Source organism: Glycomyces buryatensis, from assembly GCF_004912275.1.
Taxonomy (GTDB): domain Bacteria; phylum Actinomycetota; class Actinomycetes; order Mycobacteriales; family Micromonosporaceae; genus Glycomyces; species Glycomyces buryatensis.
Map to the genome: position 1 here is coordinate 1 of NZ_STGY01000015.1, position 21597 is coordinate 21597.

Below are 21597 nucleotides of genomic sequence, written 5' to 3' on the forward strand. Positions count from 1 at the left end.
CGCCGGTCACACTTGCTCAGCGGATTGGTTGCGGCCCAACGCCTCTCACCACCACCGACACCACCCCGCTGCTCTGCTGTCCAGCGGCCGGGCGTCCCTGCGGCTCGGCACCTCAACGCCCCAGCCCCTCAACGGTCCCCACCGCCCCGCGACCTTCCGACCCTCCGCCTCTGCCCACCGCCGGCCTTGCAGCCGGGTACGGAGGCCGCCCCTTCCCCACCGCTGCCGTCGTCGATGCCTTTAGCGCAGCTCGCCCATCTACTGGCCCCGCCCCCGCCAGCGCCCCGGCCCCCAATGCAGGCCTCCCCAAGCGCCACAACACCATCAATGAACCTGCCAGCGCCCCCGTGACTCCCAACGGCCACCCAAGCGAAGGACGCTGCCCGCTCGCCGCGACTTAGCGCGCGGCCGTCCGATTTCGACCATTGTTCACCGCGCGTTCAGTTGCGGGAGAGGCGAGCGACGGGCGCGGCCGGTTGAGTGGGGGTTCCCCACGACCCCGACCGAAGAGGATGAAGCGCATGTCCCGAAAGGGCACCCTCCTGCGCGGCCTGGCCGCGGCCGCCGCCGGCCTCGTCGCGATCGGCTTCGCCGCCGCTCCGGCCCAGGCGAAGCCGCACCACGAGCCCGCCACCGAGCCGATCGTCATCGCCCACCGCGGCGCCTCCGGTTACATGCCCGAGCACACGCTCGAGGCCTACAAGCTCGCGATCGGTCTCGGCGCCGACGTCATCGAGCCCGACCTGGTGCTCACCGCCGACGGCGAACTGGTGGCCCGCCACGAGCCGATGCTCTCGGGAACCACCGACGTGGCCGAACACCCCGAGTTCGCCGATCGCAAGACCACCAAGACGATCGACGGCAAGGCCGTCACCGATTGGTTCGCCGACGACTTCACCCTCGAAGAGCTCAAGACGCTCCGCGCCGAGGAGCGCATCCCGGACCTGCGCCCGCAGAGCGCCGCCTGGGACGGGCAGTTCCAGCTCGTCACCTACGACGAGGTCCTGGACTACCTGGACGCGACCGGCTCCGACGTCCTCACCTACCCGGAGATGAAGCACCCGTCCTACTACGACGAGATGGGCATGAGCATCGAGGACGCGCTGGCCGACGTCCTGGAGGAGCGGGACCTGGACGAGGAGGACTCGCCGGTGTGGGTGCAGTCCTTCGAGTACCCCAGCCTGGTGGAGATCGATGAGCGCATCGACAACCCGGTGGGCCTGAACATCGGTGGCTCCGGCGCGATCTCGGACGCCGACCTGGACCTGTACGCCTCCACGTTGGACACGATCAGCCTGAACAAGGACCGGATCGTCCCCCGCGACGCCGACGGCTACCTGCTGGAGCCGACGGACGTGGTCGACCGCGCCCACGACCGCGGCCTGAACGTGCACGTGTGGACCTTCCGCAACGAGAACTCGTTCCTGCCGGCCGACTTCCGCAAGGGCACCAAGCCCGGCAAGTGGGGCGACTACCGCTCCGAGTACGAGCTGTTCTACGACCTCGGCGTCGACGCGGTCTTCAGCGACTACCCGGACAAGGCCGTCGCCGCCCGCTAAGCGCCGCAACGCAAAGACCAAACCCGAAGTAAGCCGAGGGGCCGCCCACCGCCGGGCCGGCCCCTCGGCCGTATTCACCTACGGACGGCTCAGGCCGGGACCGGGTTCGTTAATGAAAACCATGTTCATTAGAGTGGTGGCATGGCTGTTCCGAAACGGCGCCTTTCGCGCTCGAATACCCGCAAACGTCGCTCGCAGTGGAAGGGTCGCGCGCCCGCGATTCAGGCCTGCCCGTGTCCGCGCAAGGAGGCGGTGCGGCCGCATCACGTGTGCACGCACTGCGGTCTGTACAAAGGCCGGCAGGTCCTCGAAGGGGACTGAAGGCACGGTTCCACGCGCCCGGCTCGCTATGCGGCCGTCCGCAGGTCCGGGTGCAGTTCGAAGTGGACGGTTTCGAAGGGCGCGGCGAGGGCGTCGGTCCGCGCATCGTTCTGGGCGGTGCGCTCGTCGAAGATGATCGTGCCGCGCCGCGACCAGAACTCGACCGCTCCCGGGGTTCGCGCGTCGGTGTGGAGGTAGACCCCGGTGTAGCGCTCGCGCGAGGCGATGAACCCCAGGCAGGCGTCCACCAATCGCCCCGCCAGGCCCTGGCGGCGGTGCTCGGGACGGACGTACACGCGGTAGAGGGTCGCGGTGCGGCCCTCCTCGAATCGGTCGGCCACCTCGGGCGGGTGCGGCGGCGAGACCGGGGTCTGGCCCCGCACGCCCGCCGTCCCCACGACCTGGCCTTCCCGCACGGCGACGAAGAGCGCATTGTCCTCGGGTGCAAGGTAAAAGGACTCCAGGTCGATGATGTCGGAGTGCCACTGCGGCAGATAGCCGTGGCCGAAGTCCCGGTAGACGGTGTCCAGCATCACCGAGCGCGCCTGGGCGAGCTCATCCGGTCCTGCCTGGCGCAGAACGTAATCCGTGACATCTCCGGTACTGAACGCGGTTGCGAGACTCGACATGCGTGCCATTATTGCACTGAGTTTGCAATAAGGAAAAACTTGCGATAAGAGATGAAGGTCACCTCCATACGTCTGCCCCGGCCGCCGGGCTCTCGCCCCGCGACTACTCCACAACAGACATACGGGGGCCCGCGCACCCTGGCGTGCGCGGGGCCCTCGGTCTAGCGGTCTCGGTTACTTCTGGTCAGCCAGGATCGCCCGCCAGTCGGCCGGGCTAAGGTCGAGGATCGGGGAGGCTTCCCCGAGTTTGGTGTCTCGCACCTGCACGACGCCCGCATGAGTACGGGCCTCAACGCAGTCCCCGCCCTGGTTGCTGCTGCGGGACGACTTCTTCCATCTCGCTTCAAGGCAGTCCCCGCCCTGATTGCCGCTGCGGGACGACTTCTTCCATTCATTCGTCAGCATCGATGCTCTCCACTCATTTCAGCCGCTCGGACATCGCGAGCGTACTTGAGAATAGGTCACGCACCCGCTCGGTATCCGCCTTGGAGGCCTCGTAGTGCGCGCCGAACGGCCCTTCGTGATATCCCACGTCGCGCGCGTCATCCTCGGCGAACGTCATGATTCGATATGGCCCTTCCATCGATGGATGGAAGCCGCGCGTAGGCAGGATGTAGACCTCCACGTTCGGGCGCTCGTTGTCCTCCTTGAGCCGCTGGAACTGCTCATCGAAGAGCTCCGTGTCTCGCATGAGGTCGAGCGAGTACTCCGTTTGAATCACCCGCACGAGGGCAGGGTTGTCGCTCTCTAGAACGGCCTCGCGGCGGCTCGCGCGGAGGTTGAGCGAGGTGTCGATCTGCTTGAGTGTCAGCAACCCCCCGGCCTCCATGACCGCTCGACCGTACGCCCTGGTCTGCATCAGTCCGGTGACATAGCAGTCTTCGAAGATGTCAATCGTGACGGCCAGCGGCTCAAGCTGTTGCAGCCGCTTGAACCACTCAGGACCGGTGTCACGCCAGGTGTTCGGCGAACCCTGTCGGATCTGCTTCGCCTTCGACTTGGCCTCAGCGACCACGTACTCAGGCGCGCCATACTCGCGAAGGAGCCCTTCAATGGTCATCGGCTCCATGTACTGGAGTTTGCCCGACTCGTAGGACCCGACGATGTCCTTTGTGGTTCCGATGGTGTACGCGGCGGCCTCGCGACTCGGGTAGCCCGCTCGGATACGCCAGCTAGTGAGCAAGTCGCCAAGGTCCGCTTGCAGGAATCCAGCACTCATAACCCCATCTTGCCAGCGCCTTACTTATGGTTGTCAACCTCTATCGCTCCGTAACAGATGGGGTCGATGTGGCGGGTATCGACGCTCGCGGAATTTCCACCAGAAATCCCGATCGGGGGTGTCACTCGGCTTGCCCGACAGGCAATCTCCTGCTTGTGTAAGCCGCTGACCTGCACATACGGTGTGTTGACATGGACGGGCGGACCTAGTGGAGGGAGCGCGACATGAGTACTGCAAGCGAAGGATTCGAGTGGGGCACGTTCGGCGCTGGCGCTGCGACATATTCGGTACGTGCGGCTCCGGGTCACCCCGACTCGTTCCACGTATTCGACGCTGAGAACGAGGGCGCGGGCATTCTGCTCGTGGTCCGTGGCCTCACGGACGGAACCGAACGCGGCTCTTGGAGCGAATGCCTCGGAGCCGCCGATGTGCAGTGGCGGCAATGGTTCCAAGACCAGGCCGTAGACGTCTTCTACAACGGCACCAAGCCGCCCACGGCGACCGGGCTGTTTCGAGGGACGGCGCGGGTATGCAGTGGATGAAGCGGCCCGGGCGGCGGCCGTGCGCGCCGCTGCGCCTCCGGACATGGCCGAGCTGACACGGATGCCCTTCGACCGGTTCCGGCCGCTGTACATCTTCGGCAATGACGCCCGCTACCCCTCGCACGTCGAGGCATGGGCTTGGGAGTGCGGAGCGCCCACCCGCTTGGTGGTCATCTCGGATCTGGACACCCTCGGCGAGCGCGTCACCTGGGTTGACGGTTGGGTCGAACCGTACGGCCTATACGCGATGCGTTTCCTCGGTTCACTCCGTGGCCGCCTCCTCGGCACCTTGCTACGCAACCGGAAAGGGAAGGGAGACACCGATGTCTGAACAGGAGCAATGGAAACGCCGGCAACGGCGCCGGGTCAATGCGGAGACTGACGCTGAGCAGTCGGTCTGGCCCGCATGGACCGATGAGGACTACTACCAGATTGCGCTCAAGCAGATCCGCACCAATGCGAACGGCCAGCCGCGCGGCGGCGGTGCCTCCTCGACGTAGAGACTCGGGCGGCGCGTGGTTTGTGGAAATTCCAGCGCGCCGCCCGTTCAGGGGACCGGTCGCATCCGAATCGGGTGGTTGGTGGGGCGACCGGACCCCGCCGCGCATGATCGCTATAGACCTGGCCGCGGTCGTGCGCGACGGGCCCGTATCCGCCTTGTCGGGACGGATACGGGCCCTATTCTGTCCTCTGTGTACTCCATTGGCGCCTTGCTCACCGCGGGGCCATGACCCCGAGGGTCGCCCCGGTCGGGGACTGCACGCCCGCGATTCGCGTCTGCGGAACGTCCGTCGGCTCCGCCACGACCTTTCCGCCCAGCTCGGCCGCCTTCGCGCAGGTCGCGTCGGCGTCCTCGACCAGGATCATCGTCACCCACTGAGGGGGCAGGTCCTTCTCCGGACCCTCGGCCGGATGGCATCCGCCGAACTCCTGCTCGGCGCCGTCCGCGCGCAGCGCCGCATACGGACGCGGATTGTTCGGGTCCTCCCACGGCGGGGTGATCACGTCCCAGCCGAGCAGGTCGGCGTAGAACTTCATGGCCTCGGCCGGGACGCCGTCGTAGGAGTACTCGAACCACATCGGCGCGTTCGGCTCGGCGAAGGCCTTGAAGCCCATCTCGTCGCTCTTGGCCTGGAACAGCCCGAACACGGCCCCGTTGGGGTCCTGGACCATCGAGAAGATCAGGTCCCCGATGTCCATCGGGGCCACCGTGATCCGCGCGCCCAGTTTCTCGGCCTCGGCGGCCTTGGCCGCGCAGTCCTCCACCAGGAAGTAGAGGTTCCACTCGCCCGGGGCGTCGCCCCGCTCGGAGTCGTTCGGGACGATCCCGCCGATGGAGCGGCCGTCCTCGGCGGTCTCGCCGATGCGCAGTTCGGTGTAGTGCCCCCACTCCGCGCCGCCGTCCGCCGCCTTCCAGCCGAACAGGCCCGAGTAGAAGGCGACGTCCGCGGCGAGGTCGGGGGTCATGGAGTCGACCCAGGCCGGGGCTCCGAACGGAATCGAAATCGACATGGTGAACCGCTCCTTCGCGGGTCGGATTTGACTGACCAGTCCACCGTCGCACGGAGGTCCGACACCCGCAGAAGTTCACGCGTATCGGCACGCCGCAGGCGCCGCCCGCGACTTGACTTCCCCGGTCTCAGCCGGTCCGCTCCAAGATGCCGAACCGCGCGCCGGTGGGGGAGCTGAGCGTCGCCACCCGCAGCCCCGGCAGGTCGTGCGCGGGCCCCACGACCTCGCCGCCCAGCGCCGGAGCCCTGGCCGCCAAGCGGTCCACCGCCGCGACCTCGAAGCAGACGGTCCACCGCGGGGACGCGTCCGGGTCGTCCTCGCCGATCACCGCCGCCCCGCCGAATTCCAGGCCCGCCTCACGGGCGTGCAGCGACACGTACGGCCTCCGATTGCGCGGGTCCTCCCAGGCCGGGACCGTCACCTCCCAGTCCAGCAGCTCCGCGTAGAACTGCATCGCCACCGCCGGCACGCCGTCATACGCGTACTCGAACCAGGCGGCGGCGCCCGGCTCGCCGAACGCCGTGAACCCCATGTCGGCCCTGAGCGGCTCGTACAGGCCGAACGCGGCGCCGTCGGGGTCCTTCATATTGGCCCAGACCAGATCATCGCCGACGCGCATCGGATGGGTGACCGCCGTGGCGCCCAGCTTCTCGGCCGCTGTGGCGGTCCGAACGCAGTCCTCCACATGAAACGACAGTCCCCACGCCGACGGTTTGCCGCGCTGGTCGGACTGATTGGGGGCTATACCGGCGACCACGCGGGCGTTCGAGGCGCTGGTCCCCAGGCAGAACTCGGTGTAGTGCCCGAACTCCTCGCCGCTGTCGAAGGTCGTCCAGCCGAACAACTTGGTGTAAAACACCAGATCACCGGCGAGATCGGGGGTGTTCGCATCGGCCCATACGGGGGCGCCGAGCGGAATCGAGATGGGCATTGCGGAGTGCTCCTTTGCGGGTCGGTTTCAAAGGTTTCACTCTCACCGTCCCACTCGGGTGCGACCCCCGCAAGCGATCCACCCGGCGCCCCTGTCTCCAACCTTTCAAGACGGGCTAGCGCCGGCTCTGCTCCAACAGGGCGTCGCGAATCTGCTCCAGCAGCACGATCTGCTCCTCGCGCTCGACCTTCTCCTCCTCGGCCGGCGTCATGAAGCGATCGCGAACCCGGTTGTAGGGCACCACGACCACGAAGTAGACCGCCGCGGCGGTCAGGAAGAACACCAACAGGCCGTTGACGAACGTCCCGTACGGGAACTCCACGCCATTGACGGTGAAGCTGCCGCCGATCTCGGACCCGCCGGTCACCAGCGTGATGAGCGGGTTGATGAACGCGTCGCCCAGCGAGGCCACCAGCGCGGTCATCGCCGCGCCCATCACGAACGCGACGGCCAGGTCGACCACGTTGCCGCGCATGAGGAATTCCTTGAAACCTTTGATCATGCCCCAGAGTGTCCCATCCGCCCGCCCTAGAACATCTGTCGCGAAACGCCCTGGCCCGCATCAGAGACGAAGTCCACCACCGGGAACAAACCGACCCCCGGGCGCCGTTCACCTGATCGTGCGGTCGAACCGCCACGATCGAACTACTCGCAACGTTAGGGACATTCCCATGAACGACATCGTGATCGGCGGGGACCTCACCGTCAACCGGCTCGGCTACGGCGCCATGCGCCTGACCGGCGACCCCGGCATCTTCACCCCGCCGAAGGACCGCGAAGCCGCCAAGGCCGTGCTGCGCCGCGTCGTCGAACTCGGCGTCAACTTCATCGACACCGCCGACGCATACGCCTTGGGCGACAACGAATCACTCATCGCCGAGGCGCTCGCCCCCTACGCGGACGACCTCGTCATCGCCACCAAGGTCGGCAACACCCGGCCCTCGCCCGCGGAGTGGGTCGCCGTCGGCAACCCCGCCTACCTGCGCCAGCAGGCCGAGCTCAGCCTGCGCCGGCTCGGGGTGGAGACCATCGACCTCTACCAGCTCCACCGCATCGGCTCCGACGTCCCGCTGGCCGATCAGATCGGTGCGCTCGCCGTCCTCAAGGCACAGGGCAAGATCCGCCACATCGGACTGTCCGAGGTGACCGTCGAGGAACTGAAGGCGGCGCAGGAGATCACCGAGATCGCCAGCGTCCAGAACATGTACAACCTGGTCACCCGCCAGCACGAGGCCGTCCTCGAGTACACGGCCGCGCAAGGCATCGCGTTCATCCCGTGGTTCCCCATCGCGACCGGCGACCTGGCCGGCCCCGACGGGCCGGTCTCCAAGATCGCCGCCGAGGCCGGGGCGACGCCCGCCCAGACCGCGCTGGCGTGGCTGCTTCGCCACAGCCCCAACGTCCTCCCGATCCCGGGCACCAGCTCGATCGCCCACCTGGAGGAGAACGTCGGCGCACTGAACGTGGAGCTCACCGACGAGCAGTACGAGAGCCTGAACGCCCTCGCCTAATGCGAGTACGGCCCCCGTCACAGACTCGGTGACGGGGGCCGTTCGCCGTCCGTGAACCGCCCGAGCGGACTTCGCCCGCCCGCTTCAGCGCCTCGGCGGAGGTCCCGAGGTCTCGCGGACGATGAGCTCGGGATCGGGCCAGCACGGCGCCGGACGCGAGGTCGACCCGTCGAGCTTGTGGCGCAGCAGCTCGAACGCGCCGCGCCCCAGCCCCAGGAAGTCCTGGTTGACGGTGGTGATCGCCGGAGTCGTATAGGCGGTGAAGGGCGCATTGTCGAAGCCGACGATCGAGAGGTCGCCCGGCACGTCCCTCCCGGCCTGGTGGGCCGCCCGCAGCGCCCCCAGGGCCAGGTCGTCGTTGCCGCACAGGATCGCGGTGACCGACCGGTCCTCGATGAGCGGCTGCACCGCCTCGAACGCCTCCGCGATGGTCCACCCCGACATGATCATGTCGGGCTGCTCGCGGCCGGCGAGTTGGAGCGCGGCAGCCCAGCCGTCGGCGCGGTGGGTCTTGCCGCCCTGGGTCTTGTCCGAGGACGTCGGGATCGCCAGGTGGTGGACGGTGTGGTGGCCCATCTCCAGCAGGTAGCGGGTGGCCTGCCCGGCGGCCTCGCCGTCGTCCATGCCCACCAGCCACGGGGACTTCTCCAGCTCGTCGGCGGTGTAGGGGCCGACCGCGACCATGGCCTGCGGCTGGGCGTCCAGGAGCGCCTGGCGCGCCCGCATGCCCGGCTCGTCGTGGGCGATGATGATCGTCGGCTCCCCGGCCCGCGGGAGGCGAGAGATGATGTCGTCGTCGGTGAACGTATCGGCGGGGTCCAGCACCGAGATCGAGACGGACCAGCCGACGGCCCGCGCGGCCTTCTCGATGCCGCGCAGCGAGGCCTCGACGCCGTACAGCGAGGTGTCGGCGGTGAGGACCGTGACCGATTGCGGCGCGCCGCCGGCCAGCGTCCGCGCCAGCCGGTTGGGCCGGTAACCCAGCTCGGCGATGGCGGTCATCACCTTGGCCCGCGTGGGGTCGGCGACCCGGGGTGAGCCGTTGACGACCCGCGAGACGGTCTGGTGCGAGACGCCGGCGAGCCTCGCCACATCCCAGATGCTGGCTGCCTTCTTCTTCTCTGCCATCGCAGTCGGTCACCCTCTCCTGATCCCGGGACTCGTCCAGGTGTTCGGTGCCAGCGTAGTTCGTTTTTGCGCAAACGTGCCCACCACCTAGCCGCGGCGGCCGTCCGCGGCCTTAGAAACATGCCCCCGAGGCCGTGTGGTCACAATTACGCAACGTTAAGGTCATGCGGAGGTAAAGGCCGCGGCGCCCTCGGGAAAGTGCCGCTTTGGCCCCTTGAGCCCCACAAACTCCTGCCGTTGTCCCCGAATCGACCCTCGTGCGCAGGAGTTCACACACTTGAAATCTTTCGCGACAACTTCTTAACACGACGGCTCGGGTCATGAAACACGTCGCAACGAAGCTGGCTTCACTCCGGTAGGTAGGAGAATCACGCGCCGGCCCTCGTGGTCGGCGCGTGGTACCTGCCCCGAGCAGCGTCGCTCCCCTCAACGCCGGAATCGACTTAAAACCGCAGTACGTACCTATCTCTGGAGAGAGGAGGCGGCCATGCCCGAGCTCGATACAGGCAACAATGCGTGGATCCTGATCTCAGCCGCCCTTGTTCTGCTCATGACCCCCGGTCTTGCCCTTTTCTACGGTGGTCTGACCCGCGCAAAGAGCGTCATCAACATGATGATGAAGTGCCTGGTGGCCATTGGTCTCGTGTCCATCGCCTGGGTGCTGGTCGGCGAGTCCATCGCACTCGGCGACGGCAGCGGCAACGCTCTGTTCAGCATGGACTTCAGCTCGGCCTTCGGCCTGCGCTACACCACTGAGCTCGGTGTCGACGACGCCGGCGTTTCGACTGCGGCCATGTCGGCGTTCGGCATGATGTTCGCGATCATCACCGTCGCCCTCATCGCCGGTGCCGTTGCCGACCGCATGAAGTTCTCCGCTTGGGTCGTCTTCGCCACCGCTTGGGTCATCCTGGTCTACGCCCCGGTCGCCTACTGGGTGTGGGGCGACGGCTGGATCGGCGCCCAGGGCGTGCTCGACTTCGCCGGTGGTACCGCGGTCCACGCCAACGCCGGTGCCGCCGCACTCGGCCTCGCGCTGGTGGTCGGCCGCCGCATCGGCTGGAAGGACGGCAACTTCGCGCCGCACAACCTTCCGCTGGTCGTCATCGGCACCGGCCTGCTGTGGTTCGGCTGGTTCGGCTTCAACGCCGGCTCGGCCTTCCAGTCCGATGCCATCGCCGGCCTGGCCCTGCTCAACACGCAGGTCGCCACTGCCGCCGCGATTCTCGCCTGGCTCCTCATCGACCGCATCCGCGGCATCAAGCCCTCGGTGCTCGGCGCCTGCTCCGGCGTCATCGCCGGCCTGGTCGCCATCACCCCGGCCGCCGGCCTGGTCACCCCGCTGGGCGCGATCGCCATCGGCCTCGTCGCCGGTGCCATCTGCCCGCTCGCCATCGGCCTCAAGCACAAGCTCGGCTACGACGACTCCCTCGACGTGGTCGGCCTGCACATGGTCGCCGGCATCTGGGGCTCGATCTCGGTCGGCCTGTTCGCCTACGGCGAGGTCACCGAGGGCGTCAACGGCGTCTTCTACGGCGGCGAGTTCAGCTTCCTGGCCTGGCAGACCATCGCGGTCCTGGCCGTGGTCGTCTACTCCTTCGTCGTGGCCCTCATCATCGGCCTGATCCTGAAGTTCACCATCGGTGTCCGGATCAGCGAGGAAGAGGAACTGGCCGGCATCGACGCCTCCGAGCACGGCGAGGCCGGCTACGACCTCCCCGTCAACGGCGAGGCGGTCGGCATCCCGGACCAGGCCGTCGACGAGAAGGTCAACGTCTAAGACTTCTACATACCGCAAGGGACGGCCGCCCGGCCACAGGCAGGGCGGCCGTCCTCATGCGTTTCGAGAACTCCCCGTTAAGCTCGTATGAGCAACCGGCTCCAAAAAACCACCGAGAGGTCCACCCGTGTTCGACGCCCTGTCAGAACGACTGTCGGGAATCTTCGAGTCCATCCGCGGCAAGGGCCGCCTGACCGAAGCCGACATCGACGCCACCGCACGCGAGATCCGCCTGGCGCTGCTCGAGGCCGACGTCGCGCTCCCCGTGGTCAGGACCTTCATCGCGCAGGTCAAGGAGCGATGCAAGGGCGCGGAGGTCTCCAAGGCCCTCAACCCCGCCCAGCAGATCATCAAGGTCGTCAACGAGGAACTCGTCGGCATCCTCGGCGGCGAGACGCGGCGGCTCAACTACGCCAAGAACGCCCCGACGGTCATCATGCTCGCCGGCCTCCAGGGCGCCGGCAAGACCACCCTCGCCGGGAAACTCGCCAAGTGGCTCAAGGGCGACGGCCACTCGCCGCTGCTCGTCGCCGCCGACCTCCAGCGCCCCAACGCGGTCGGACAGCTCCAGATCATCGGTGAGCGGGCCGGCGTCACCGTCTACGCCCCCGAGCCAGGCTCGGGCATCGGCGACCCGGTCAAGGTCGCCACCGACTCCATCGCGGAGGCCAAGCAGACCGGACGCGACGTCGTCATCATCGACACCGCCGGACGCCTCGGCATCGACGAGGAGATGATGCAGCAGGCCCGCGACATCCGCGAGGCCACCAGCCCCGACGAGGTCGTCTTCGTCATCGACGCCATGGTCGGCCAGGACGCGGTCAACACCGCCGAGGCCTTCCGCGACGGCGTCGGCATCACCGGTGTCGTCCTCTCCAAACTCGACGGCGACGCCCGCGGCGGCGCCGCGCTGTCGGTCCGCCACGTCACCGGCCAGCCCATCCTCTTCGCCTCCACCGGTGAAAAACTCGAGGACTTCGACGTCTTCCACCCCGACCGGATGGCCTCGCGCATCCTCGGCATGGGCGACATGCTCACCCTCATCGAGCAGGCCGAAGCCGCGTTCGAGGACGAGCAGAAAGAGGAGATGACCCAGAAGCTCCTCGACGGCGAGGACTTCACGCTCGAGGACTTCCTCGACCAGATGCAGGCCATCCGCAAGATGGGCCCGATCGGGAACATCCTGAAGATGATGCCCGGCATGGGCCAGATGAAGGACCAGATCGAGTCGATCGACGACAAGCAGATCGACCGCACCACCGCGATCATCCGCTCCATGACCCCCGACGAGCGGCGCAACTCCAAGCTCATCAACGGCTCGCGCCGCCTGCGCATCGCCAACGGCTCGGGCGTCACCGTCTCCGAGGTCAACCAGCTGCTGACCCGGTTCAAGGACGCCCAGAAGATGATGCGCCAGATGACCGGCTCGATGGGCCTGCCCGGCGGCGGTGGCGGCAAGGCCACCAAGTCGCCGTACAGCAAGCGCAAGGGCAAGAAGGGCAAGAAGAAGGTGGTGCGCCGCGGCGGCCGCCCCACCGGCATGCCGCAGCTTCCGGCCGGAGGACAGGGCGGCATGCCCGGTCAGATGCCCGACCTCTCGCAGCTGAACCAGGCCGACCTGCCCGACATCGACATCGAAGAGTTCATGAAGCAGCAGAAGAAGAACGACTAGGCGGGTCGTTGCACATGGCGCGGGCGAGCGGGCGATACTCGGGGCGACATGACTGAGCACCGCGAAACGCCACGCCGCCCACTCCACCTGGCACGGGTCGTCTGGCTGCCGGACGACACCGTCCGCGACGTCTACATCGACGGCGACCGGATCACCTTCGATCCCATCGCCGGCGCCGAGACCGTCCGGACCGGCGGATACGCCCTGCCCGGCCTCGTCGACGCCCACTGCCACATCGGCATCCGGCGCGGCCCCTCGCCCATCGAATCGGTGGACGAGGCCCGCGCCCTGGCCCACACCGACCGCGACGCCGGCGTCCTCGCCATCCGCGACGCCGGATCGCCCTACCCGTACCCCGCTCTGACCGGCGAGGACGGCATGCCGCGCCTCATCCGGGCCGGCCACCACATCGCCGCCTCCCGGCGCTACCTGCGCGGCATCGGACTCGAATGCGAGCCGGAGGAGGTCGTCTGCGCGCTGGCCCGGCAGGCCAAGGAGGGCGACGGCTGGGTGAAGCTCGTCGGCGACTGGATCGACCGCTCGAAGGGCGATCTCGCCCCCAGCTTCGAACCCGACGTGCTCACCGAGGCCATCGCCGCCGCCCACGCCGAGGGCGCGAAGGTCGCCGTCCACACCTTCTCCGAGGAGGCCGTCGCCTGCGTCGTCGCGGCCGGGGTCGACTCGGTCGAGCACGGGACCGGGCTGTCGACCGATCTGCTCGACCGCATGGCCGCGCAGGGAACCGCCCTGGTGCCCACCATGATCAATATCGAGACGTTCGACGGCATCGCCGCCGCCGCCGAGGTCAGGTTCCCGACCTACGCCGACCACATGCGGCGCCTGAAGACCGGCTTCCCCGAGGTCGTTCGCTCGGCCGTGGAAGCGGGCGTGGACGTCTACCTCGGGACCGACGCGGGCGGCGGGATCGACCACGGACTGGCCGCCGAGGAGATGCACCTGCTCCACCGGAAGGCCGGAATGGGCAATGCCGAGGTGCTCGCCGCGTCCTCCTGGAAGGCCCGCGACTGGCTGGGGATTCCGGGCGATCTGGGCGACGTCGTCGTCTACGGGAACGACCCGCGGACCGACCTGGGCGCCGTGCGCGAACCGGCCGTCATCGTGCTGCGCGGCAAGCTTCTCCGCCCCGCCTGACCGGCGCTTATCCGCCGCTCACGGGCCTGATGGCGCACTGTGGCGAGTGGACCTCGTGTCCCGGGAGGGCATCGGCCGGATAAGCTGAACGTTCATGTCCTGAGCCCGCCCGACAGAGAGTGGTTGCCGATGTCCTACCCTCCGCCTCCGGACCAGCCAGGCCAGTCGGACGGCTACCAGTACGACCCGTACGGCGGCCAATCCGGTTCCCAGCCCCCGCCCCCGCCTCAGCCCTCCGGCTACAGCCCTCAGCCTCCGGGCTACGGGCAGCAGGCCCCGACGCCGTACGGCCCGCCTCAGCTGCCGCCCGCGATGCCCCCGGCGTACGGCGGATACCCGATGTCGATGCCCCAGAACGGGCTCGGCACCGCCGGCATGGTCCTCGGCATCATCGGCATCGTGCTCTTCTGGTGCGGTTGGATCGGCATCGTGCTCGCGATCCTCGCGGTCATCTTCGGCGGCGTGGGCATCGCCCGGGCCAACAAGGGCGAGGCGACGAACAAGGGCATGGCCGTCTCCGGCGTCGTCCTGGGCGTGATCACGCTGGCCCTGACCATCGGGATCCGGATCCTGTGGGCCAACTTCTTGGGCACCTCCATGCTGGGCTGGTGACCGCGGCAGCGGCAAAGAACGAAGCGGCGCGGGCCCTCGGCCCGCGCCGCTTTCGCATGTCTTGAATAGCTCAGGTGACGTCGTCGTAGCTGGCGGCGGTGCGCTCGCTCGAGCTCGAATCGGCCGCCGGGGCCGAGCTGCCGTTCGTCCCGCGCGAGATATTGCGGGAACGCTGGCCGTTGACGTTGCGCCGGGCGTCGTCCACGCCGCGCGTGGTCTCGTCGAGCTCGTCCTTGAGCGGCTTGGTGCCCGACTCCAGGTCCCGCATCGTCGACTTGAGCGGGTTGGTCAGCATCTCCTGGTCCTCTTCGGTCAGGATGTGCTTGCGGACGAAGGTCTTGGGGTTGAGGTCCTCGGGCTTGATGTCGGTGCCGATCTCGCGGCTGAGGTCCGCCGCGGCGTTCGAGGCCATATTGCGGGCCTTCGAGATGAACCGCCGCAGGCTCGCCAGCGCTTGGGGGAGTTTGTCGGGTCCCCACAGGAAGATGGCGATGAGGACGATGACAAGGAACTCTGTCGCTCCCAATCCGAACACGCCGGCCTCCAAGTCTGACGATCGTTCATAACCCGAGAAATCTCCGCCAAGACTACCCGCCCGTCAGTCGCTCGCCGCTTCGAGTGTGACCTGCGCACTGGCTTCCTCACCGTCGCGCTGGTACACGATCGTCACCACGGTGCCCGGCGCGAGCTTGCGAATGAGGGCGATCAACTCGGTATTGTCCGTGATGGTCTTGCCGTTGAAGCTGGTCAGGACGTCGCCGGTCTCCAATCCGGCGTCTTCGGCGGGGGAGCCCGACAGGACCTTGCTGAGCGTCACCCCCACGCCCAATTCGGATTCTCCGAGTTCGGCGCCGATGACGGTCTGGGAGGCGCTGCCGGTCTCGATGATCTCGTCGGCAATGCGTTTCGCCTGGTTGATCGGGATGGCGAAGCCGATGCCGATATTGCCGGCCTCGCCCTCGGCGGCCGTCGAAGCTATTGCCGAATTGATACCAATGACCTGGCCGCCGATGTCGGTGAGCGGTCCGCCGGAGTTGCCGGGGTTGATGGCGGCGTCGGTCTGGATCGCGGCCATGACCGACTCGACTTCGCCGTCCTCGTTCCGAGTGAGCACGGGCCGGTCGATCGCGGAGACGATGCCCTCGGTGACCGTCGAGGACAGGCCGAGCGGGGCGCCGACGGCGAGGACGGGGTCGCCCACGGCCATCTGGTCGGAATCGGCCAGCACCATCGCGGGGTGGTCCTCGCCCTCGATCTTGAGGACGGCCACGTCGGAGTCCGGGTCGGAGCCGATGACCTCGGCGGTGGCGAGGCTGCCGTCGTTGAACAGTACTTCGAGGGCCGCGGCCGGTTCCGTGCCTCCGCCGACGATGACGTGGTGGTTGGTCATGATGTAGCCGTCGTCCGAGACGATGAAGCCCGAGCCGTTGCCGCCGCCGGGGGTCAGGACGGTGACTACGGACGGCATGATGCTTTCGACGACGCCCGCGACGGACTCGGCGTCGCGTTCGACCTGCGGTTCGGCGCCGAGGTTGGAGCCGGGGCCGTCGGTGCGGGTGACCCAGATGCCGATGGCGGCGCCGAGGGTTCCGGCGATGAGCGCGACGATCGCGGAGACCGTGACGACCAGGCCGAGCCCGACGCGCTGGGCCCGGGCCGGCGGGGCCTGGAGCGGTTCGATCGGCGGGACGGCGGGGGCCGGATGGGTCTCGATGACCGCACGGCTGCCGGGGTCTCGCCAGGGGTCGGAGGCGGCGCCGGGATTCCACCAGGCCGATTGGGGTTGTCCGTTCGGCGGGTGCGGGGCCGTCGCGGTGGGAGCCGGGGCCTGGGGCGGTTCGGGGTTCGGCCATGCGGTGGGGGCGCCAGAGACGCCAGGGGCATTGAGGCCCTGCGGTTCCGCGCCGGGGGCGCCGTGGACCTGCGGTTCAGGGTTCGTCCAAGCGCTGGGGGCGCTGAAGCCCTGCGGTTCCGCGGCCGGACCCTGCGGTCCGGAATTCGGTGCAGGGCCTGGCGGGATGGAGGAGTGGTCGGTGCCGTGACTCATGGTGGTCCCCTCGTGGGTGCGGCAGGGGTTTGTCCGTGCGTGCGTCCCATTGTCGCCCACCCGAGCAAGAATGGCACATCGATCCGATACCGGGGTGATGGCCGCCAAGCCCATCGGCCCGAAATCAGTGCACGCGGAAGCCGCCCCCGCGCCTTTCGAGCGGACCGCGATAGCGAGTACGGGCCCGCCTCGTCGATATCAGAGGCGAGCCCGTTTGGCTATTCGGCGAGGGGGTGCTCGCCAAGTGGGGTGGTCGGGAGTTACTCCAAGGCACCTTGAAGCTCTTTGTTGAGCGTCTCGGCTTCCTCCGGCGTCATCTCCACTACGAGACGGCCGCCACCTTCGAGCGGCACCCGCATGATGATGCCGCGGCCCTCCTTTGTGACTTCCAACGGACCATCGCCAGTCCGCGGCTTCATGGCCGCCATATTCGTCTCCCCTCGATCCAAGGTCGCAGGTTGCGACTCGACGTTGCTAGATCAAGTTTCCCCGATGACGTGGGCAAGAGCCAACTCGCCCCTCCGGGTATGTGACAATGTTGCGGAGAAATCGCCTAAAAGGGTCAAATCCGACGGCCGAATTTGACACTTGTTCGTTTCAGTCCTCTTCCGGATCCTGCTCGTGCTCCTCGCCCAGCAGAAACGAGGTGCCCTCCAGCTCACGGCCGTACGGGGCGACGAACGTCGGCAGCTCGGCCGGCCCCAGCGAGCGCGCGTACGACCAGAACTGCCGCACCGCCTCGGCCCGGTCGGACGCCTCGATCGGCATCGACAGGCTGACCATCCAATCGCCCTTGCGTTCCGGCACGGGCATCGCCCGCATCAGGGCCTCCCACGCGTCGGGCAGGTACTCCGACCAGCCCTCGCTCAGCTCATCGCTCTCGACCGGGGACTCCAGCCGCCGCCGGTACACGACGGCGGTGCCGTCGAACCTGCCGAGGGCGAACACTCCGCGCGGACCGGCCAGCGCGATCTCGTCGCCCTCCGCGAGCCCCGCGGGAAGGGACCCGGCGGCCTCGACCGAGTCGACCTCGTAGGCCTGTTGCTCGGTGAAGTCGTCCTCGTTCAACGCCAGCAGCCAATAACGCATGGCCCCATCACATCACGACAGGTCGCACCAGAGCGCTCATGGGGCGGGAAATGTGGCTTTAGACGGGCGCTCGGCGGCTCAATAGCCGCGTCGCGTCTCCTCGGAGCCGGTCTCCTCGCCCGGGCCCGGATCCTCCTCATCCGCCGGATCGGCGTCGGCGACCAGCCGGAGCGTGTCCGTGTCCTCCTCCATGACGATCTGGTCGGTGTTCCCGGCGGTCATCAGCCGCGTCTGGAGGTCGATGATCTGCTCGTCCCGGCGGCCGATCTCCCAGGCCAGACGGTTCAAGGCCGCGTCGACCTGGTCGGTGCGGTAGCCGCGCGCACCGGTGTCGAAGCGGACCGCGCCGATATCGGACTCGGTCACCGCCCCGGACTCCCCGAGCGGCGCCGGCGGCCCGGCGGGGGCGTCGTCGCGCAGCGTGTCCTGGCCGGTGGCCCACACGACGATCGAGAAGGCGATCCACACGCCGATGGCGGCGACCAGGACCGGGAGCAGCAGATCCCAGATGAGCTCCCAGGGGATGACGCGCAGCAAGGGCTCCTCCGAAGTTCTCAGGCGACAAACGCGAGATAAGCGAACACAGCCATTGTGACGACCGCAAGCGTGACGCCGAGACGGGGGTTGTGGAACACCACCGGCTTGATGGCCTTGCCCGAGCGGTCCAGCATCGGCAGGCGCGGTTTATTGGCGGCGCCGACCAGGACGTACCCGATCAGGCAGGCGGCCACGGGAGGCAGGAACATGACCGACCACGCCTCCTGGCCGCCGCCACCGGTCGCCTTCAACCAGATCACCTGCCCGAGCAGGCACGCCACCATGCACGAGCCGTAGACGAGCAGTTCGCGCACGACGTGGTGGACGCCCGGCAGCAGCGTGGGCCGGCGGGCGGCCCGCAGCATCGCGGTGTGAGCGTCGGCGGCCTCGCGCAGGGCGACCCGTCCCGAGGTCAGGGCCGAATCGATGTCCTCGGCCTGGCTCGGTTCCGGGTTCAGATCGGGCGCGGTGTGCCGCAGGGCCGCGCAGGCCTCGGCGAGCGACGCCGTCGTCTCCTCGATCTCGGCCTCGAGTTCGCGTTGCAGGGTCCGCTGCCGCTCCAGCTGGCGCTGCGCCTTCTCGGCGGTGGCGGTGGAGTCGGCGTCGAGCCGGGCCATGTCGTGGACGAGGTCGTTGTAGGCGCTGAGTCCGCTCATCGGCCCGCCTCCTGGTATTCATCGAGGCGGCCGGGCCGCACGTAGGGGACGGCGAGGGTCTCGGCTCCGGCGTGGCGGTCGATGACGAGGCAGCGGTTCGAGCGCGACTCCCAGCCGTGGTTGGGGTTGCCGGTGACCGCTCCGAGGTCGTTGGCGGCGATATTGAGCGCGACGACGCCGGCGCAGTGCTCGCGGTTCGAGGAGCCGCCGATGTCGTCCAGGAAGCGGCGGGCGCCGCGCCACCAGCCGATGAGGTGGATGCCGTCGGCCGGTCCCTGGAGGAGGAGCCGCTTGAGCGCCGAGGCCTTGCCGTCGGCCCCGTCGGCGCCGAACCAGACCAGGTACGTCGGGGTCTCGCGTTCGGTGGTCAGGATCGACCCGGGTTCGAGCAGGCGCACCTTGTGGCCCTGGGCCTTGAGGGATTCCACGGTCGCCTCGGCGACGTCCTCGACTCCGGCGGCGGTGGCCGCGAGGTGGAATTCGACGCTGCCCGGCTCGTGCTGGCGGCCGAGCGAGATCGCTGCGGCGGCGAGGATGTCGGCGGCGACGGCGGAGGTGCCCAGCACGGCGAGGTGCCGGCCGGGGCTGCGGTCGAAGGAGTAGCCGACGGTCGTGACGCCGACGTCGACGGCCCTTCCCAGCAGCGCCTTCGGCAGCGGGTTCGGTTGCAGCGCGGCGAAGGTCGGATCGCCGGTGAGGTGCTGCTCGTCGAAGCCGCGGAAGACGACCGGTTCGACGTCGGACTCGCGCCGCTCCCACAGGGTGTGGCGCAGCTCGGCCAGCAGGTCCTCCGCGGAGGAGGCGTCGGGGAAGGCGCAGGTGCGGCCCCGCCCCTTGATGCCGCCGGAGTCGTTGACGTGGGCCTGACCGACGCTGAGGCCCGCGGCGGCGTCATTGTCGTCGTCGAGCAGGTGCTTGGCACCGGGGAGGGCGACGCGGAGCGGGAACTGCCCGAAGATCGAGTCCTTCTTCGAGTACAGCGCCTCGATCCCGGAGATGGTCTGGGAGGCGAGGACCAGGTGGACGCCGTAGGAGCGGCCCTTGCGCGCCAGTTCCTCCAGGTGCGCGACGGCCTGGCGGGCGAGCCGGTCGTTGCCGGAGAACAGGACGTGGAACTCGTCCACGACGGCGACGATGCGCGGCAGCGGCACTTCGGGACGCAGTTCTCTCAGCCGCGCCAGGCGGGTGGCCCCGGCGCGCTTCATCATCCCGGCGCGGCGGGAGAGTTCGCCGCGCAGCGAGGAGAGGACGGCGACGCCGTATTCGCGGTCGGACTCGACGCCGACGGCGCGGACGTGGGGGATCCAGGACTCGTCGATCGCGGAGGGCGTGAACTCGGTGAAGGAGACGCCCTCCTTGAAGTCGAGCAGGTACAGCTCCAGCTCCTCGGGGGAGTAGCGGGTCGCGAGCCCGTAGAGGACGTCGAGGAGGAACACGGTCTTGCCGCCGCCGGTGCGGCCGCCGATGAGCCAGTGCGGGGTGGCGTCGTCGAAGGACACGGTGACATCGCCGCCCGCGTCGCGGCCGATGACCGTGGACAGGCCGTTGCGGCTGGAATCGGCCCACAGCGGATCGGGAACCAGGTCGCCGACGGTGAGCGTCTCGGCTTCGCGGCGCTGGGCGGCGCGGGCGTCGAAGACGGTGCGGGTCTGGCTCGGCGGCGGGACCGGGTCGAGGACGATCGGCAGCGGCAGCGTCCCGAGACGTGCGGGCGAGGGAGCCCCAGAAGGCATGGCTGCTTCGCGGCAGGACAGGTGTGTGGCGTGCTCTATCGCGGGCAGCGGCTCGGTCCGGATCGCGGTGCGCCAACCGCAGATCACCAGGTGGCAGCGGGCGGCGGGCCCGGCGTGGGCGAGGGCGGCGATGCGTTCGCGGACGGTCTTGCCGACCTGGGGCGGGAGCCCGGCGATGACGATGAGGTGGTAGGGGCGGTTCGCGATCGACTGGCCGCGCGCGGCGATATCGCGGATCTCGGTGAGCCGCTTCTCGGCGTCGGTGAGGACCTTCGCGAGCCCGAGGTGATCGGTGGCGACCGGCTCGGCCATTCCGGCGTCGACCAGGGCGGTCGCGGGTGCGAACACCTGGCCCAGCGTCACGCCGTCGACCAGCGAGACCTCCAGTCCGGGGTGGGCCGCGACGAGCCGCACCAAGAGCGACTGGAGCATCCCGGCGACGCGCGGGTCGGCGGCGTCGCCGTCGCAGACCAGATGGCCGCCGCCGAGAAGGTCGACCAGGGCCGGAAAGGCCGGTTCGTCTTCGAGCTCGGCTGTTCCGATCCGGACGGCGCCCTCACGCGGCTCGTCCGGCCACACCGGAGTGCCAGAGGGGATCGAGGCGAGTTCCTCGCCGAGCCAGCCGGTCGCGGCCGTCGCGGCGGCGGTGCGCAGCTGCTCGGCCAGCGCCCGGCGACGGGCGGCGGTGTCAGTGGCGGCTAGTCTCGATTCCGCTTGGGCCAGTAGGCCTTCGGCGTGCTCTGCGGCGCCGGAGGCGCGGCGCAGAGCGGCTGCCGTGCGCTCCAATTCGGTCCGCCAAGTCAACGCTGCCTCCCGGGGGTGAGTGTTGAAATCACCTTACCGGGATTGCGCCCTAGGGGGTGTTTAAGAGCCCCTGGCGGCCGCTATCCGGCCCATTTGCCCGCTCGCTTCGTTGTCGGCCTTCCAGATCCAACACCGGGATCTGGAAGGCCTTCCGCCTTGCGAGCGA

General features: G+C 68.6%; 24 protein-coding genes. 10 read left to right on the forward strand and 14 right to left on the reverse strand.

What is annotated here, in order from left to right; genetic code table 11:
- The first annotated feature begins 521 nt into the window (after window positions 1-521).
- Both FAB82_RS04220 and rpmF read left to right on the forward strand, forming a co-directional pair.
- Window positions 522-1559, forward strand: coding sequence for a glycerophosphodiester phosphodiesterase family protein (locus tag FAB82_RS04220; RefSeq protein WP_136533299.1), 1038 nt, complete (start codon window positions 522-524; stop codon window positions 1557-1559).
- A gap of 141 nt (window positions 1560-1700) precedes the next feature.
- Window positions 1701-1880: a 50S ribosomal protein L32 gene (rpmF, locus tag FAB82_RS04225; protein WP_136533300.1), complete on the forward strand. Its 180-nt coding sequence runs from the start codon at window positions 1701-1703 to the stop codon at window positions 1878-1880.
- 26 nt (window positions 1881-1906) lie between these two features.
- Here the strand turns inward: rpmF and FAB82_RS04230 are convergent, their stop codons facing one another.
- The 3 genes from FAB82_RS04230 to FAB82_RS04240 all read right to left on the reverse strand — a co-directional run bounded on the left by FAB82_RS04230 (window position 1907) and on the right by FAB82_RS04240 (window position 3728).
- Window positions 1907-2509, reverse strand: a complete 603-nt coding sequence (locus FAB82_RS04230) for a GNAT family N-acetyltransferase (RefSeq protein WP_136533301.1) — start codon at window positions 2507-2509, stop codon at window positions 1907-1909.
- Window positions 2510-2683: 174 nt separating this feature from the next.
- Entirely contained in the window at window positions 2684-2914 is a 231-nt protein-coding gene (locus FAB82_RS04235) for a DUF397 domain-containing protein (protein ID WP_136533302.1), read from the reverse strand.
- Window positions 2915-2927: 13 nt separating this feature from the next.
- Window positions 2928-3728, reverse strand: a complete 801-nt coding sequence (locus FAB82_RS04240; protein ID WP_136533303.1) for a helix-turn-helix domain-containing protein — start codon at window positions 3726-3728, stop codon at window positions 2928-2930.
- 224 nt (window positions 3729-3952) lie between these two features.
- On the opposite strand from FAB82_RS04240, the gene FAB82_RS04245 reads away from it, so the two are divergent.
- From FAB82_RS04245 to FAB82_RS26885, 3 genes are read left to right on the forward strand one after another with little or no spacing between them, the layout of a single operon-like run.
- A complete protein-coding gene (locus FAB82_RS04245) occupies window positions 3953-4270 on the forward strand; it encodes a hypothetical protein (protein WP_136533304.1) in 318 nt (105 codons plus the stop codon).
- 43 nt (window positions 4271-4313) lie between these two features.
- Window positions 4314-4601: a hypothetical protein gene (locus FAB82_RS04250; RefSeq protein WP_136533305.1), complete on the forward strand. Its 288-nt coding sequence runs from the start codon at window positions 4314-4316 to the stop codon at window positions 4599-4601.
- A complete protein-coding gene (locus tag FAB82_RS26885) occupies window positions 4594-4770 on the forward strand; it encodes a hypothetical protein (protein WP_168801407.1) in 177 nt (58 codons plus the stop codon). Before FAB82_RS04250 ends, FAB82_RS26885 begins: the two co-directional genes overlap by 8 nt.
- A gap of 214 nt (window positions 4771-4984) precedes the next feature.
- Here the strand turns inward: FAB82_RS26885 and FAB82_RS04255 are convergent, their stop codons facing one another.
- From FAB82_RS04255 to mscL, 3 genes are all read right to left on the reverse strand, one after another.
- Complete coding sequence (locus FAB82_RS04255; RefSeq protein WP_136533306.1) at window positions 4985-5782, reverse strand: VOC family protein; 798 nt, start codon at window positions 5780-5782, stop codon at window positions 4985-4987.
- Between the two features lie 127 nt (window positions 5783-5909).
- The gene (locus FAB82_RS04260; protein ID WP_136533307.1) at window positions 5910-6713 is read right to left on the reverse strand and encodes a VOC family protein; all 804 of its coding nucleotides are present in this window, start codon (window positions 6711-6713) and stop codon (window positions 5910-5912) included.
- Window positions 6714-6828: 115 nt separating this feature from the next.
- On the reverse strand, window positions 6829-7215 hold the full coding sequence (gene mscL / locus FAB82_RS04265; RefSeq protein WP_136533308.1) for a large conductance mechanosensitive channel protein MscL: 387 nt from the start codon (window positions 7213-7215) through the stop codon (window positions 6829-6831).
- Between the two features lie 169 nt (window positions 7216-7384).
- On the opposite strand from mscL, the gene FAB82_RS04270 reads away from it, so the two are divergent.
- Window positions 7385-8224 (forward strand): aldo/keto reductase, encoded by an 840-nt coding sequence (locus tag FAB82_RS04270; protein ID WP_136533309.1) that lies wholly within the window; start codon window positions 7385-7387, stop codon window positions 8222-8224.
- A gap of 84 nt (window positions 8225-8308) precedes the next feature.
- Here FAB82_RS04270 and FAB82_RS04275 read toward each other — a convergent pair whose 3' ends face one another.
- On the reverse strand, window positions 8309-9352 hold the full coding sequence (locus tag FAB82_RS04275; RefSeq protein ID WP_136533310.1) for a LacI family DNA-binding transcriptional regulator: 1044 nt from the start codon (window positions 9350-9352) through the stop codon (window positions 8309-8311).
- A 487-nt stretch (window positions 9353-9839) separates the two neighbouring features.
- Between FAB82_RS04275 and FAB82_RS04280 the strand changes: the two genes are divergently transcribed.
- The 4 genes from FAB82_RS04280 to FAB82_RS04295 all read left to right on the forward strand — a co-directional run bounded on the left by FAB82_RS04280 (window position 9840) and on the right by FAB82_RS04295 (window position 14565).
- Window positions 9840-11129, forward strand: coding sequence for an ammonium transporter (locus FAB82_RS04280; protein ID WP_136533311.1), 1290 nt, complete (start codon window positions 9840-9842; stop codon window positions 11127-11129).
- A 127-nt stretch (window positions 11130-11256) separates the two neighbouring features.
- Window positions 11257-12801, forward strand: coding sequence for a signal recognition particle protein (gene ffh / locus FAB82_RS04285; protein ID WP_136533312.1), 1545 nt, complete (start codon window positions 11257-11259; stop codon window positions 12799-12801).
- A gap of 48 nt (window positions 12802-12849) precedes the next feature.
- The gene (locus FAB82_RS04290; protein ID WP_136533313.1) at window positions 12850-13953 is read left to right on the forward strand and encodes an amidohydrolase family protein; all 1104 of its coding nucleotides are present in this window, start codon (window positions 12850-12852) and stop codon (window positions 13951-13953) included.
- Window positions 13954-14082: 129 nt separating this feature from the next.
- On the forward strand, window positions 14083-14565 hold the full coding sequence (locus FAB82_RS04295; protein ID WP_211116365.1) for a DUF4190 domain-containing protein: 483 nt from the start codon (window positions 14083-14085) through the stop codon (window positions 14563-14565).
- A 70-nt stretch (window positions 14566-14635) separates the two neighbouring features.
- On the opposite strand, the gene FAB82_RS04300 is transcribed toward FAB82_RS04295, so the two are convergent.
- From FAB82_RS04300 to FAB82_RS04330, 7 genes are all read right to left on the reverse strand, one after another.
- Window positions 14636-15100, reverse strand: a complete 465-nt coding sequence (locus FAB82_RS04300; RefSeq protein ID WP_168801408.1) for a twin-arginine translocase TatA/TatE family subunit — start codon at window positions 15098-15100, stop codon at window positions 14636-14638.
- A 63-nt stretch (window positions 15101-15163) separates the two neighbouring features.
- Window positions 15164-16612, reverse strand: coding sequence for a S1C family serine protease (locus FAB82_RS04305; protein WP_136533315.1), 1449 nt, complete (start codon window positions 16610-16612; stop codon window positions 15164-15166).
- 260 nt (window positions 16613-16872) lie between these two features.
- Window positions 16873-17040 (reverse strand): DUF3117 domain-containing protein, encoded by a 168-nt coding sequence (locus FAB82_RS04310; RefSeq protein WP_136533316.1) that lies wholly within the window; start codon window positions 17038-17040, stop codon window positions 16873-16875.
- Window positions 17041-17209: 169 nt separating this feature from the next.
- A complete protein-coding gene (locus FAB82_RS27810; protein WP_136533317.1) occupies window positions 17210-17701 on the reverse strand; it encodes a hypothetical protein in 492 nt (163 codons plus the stop codon).
- 78 nt (window positions 17702-17779) lie between these two features.
- Complete coding sequence (locus FAB82_RS04320; protein ID WP_168801410.1) at window positions 17780-18238, reverse strand: DivIVA domain-containing protein; 459 nt, start codon at window positions 18236-18238, stop codon at window positions 17780-17782.
- Between the two features lie 17 nt (window positions 18239-18255).
- Complete coding sequence (locus FAB82_RS04325; protein ID WP_136533319.1) at window positions 18256-18894, reverse strand: hypothetical protein; 639 nt, start codon at window positions 18892-18894, stop codon at window positions 18256-18258.
- Window positions 18891-21431: an FtsK/SpoIIIE domain-containing protein gene (locus FAB82_RS04330; protein ID WP_136533320.1), complete on the reverse strand. Its 2541-nt coding sequence runs from the start codon at window positions 21429-21431 to the stop codon at window positions 18891-18893. The genes FAB82_RS04325 and FAB82_RS04330 overlap by 4 nt, the downstream gene beginning before the upstream one ends.
- Window positions 21432-21597: the final 166 nt, after the last annotated feature.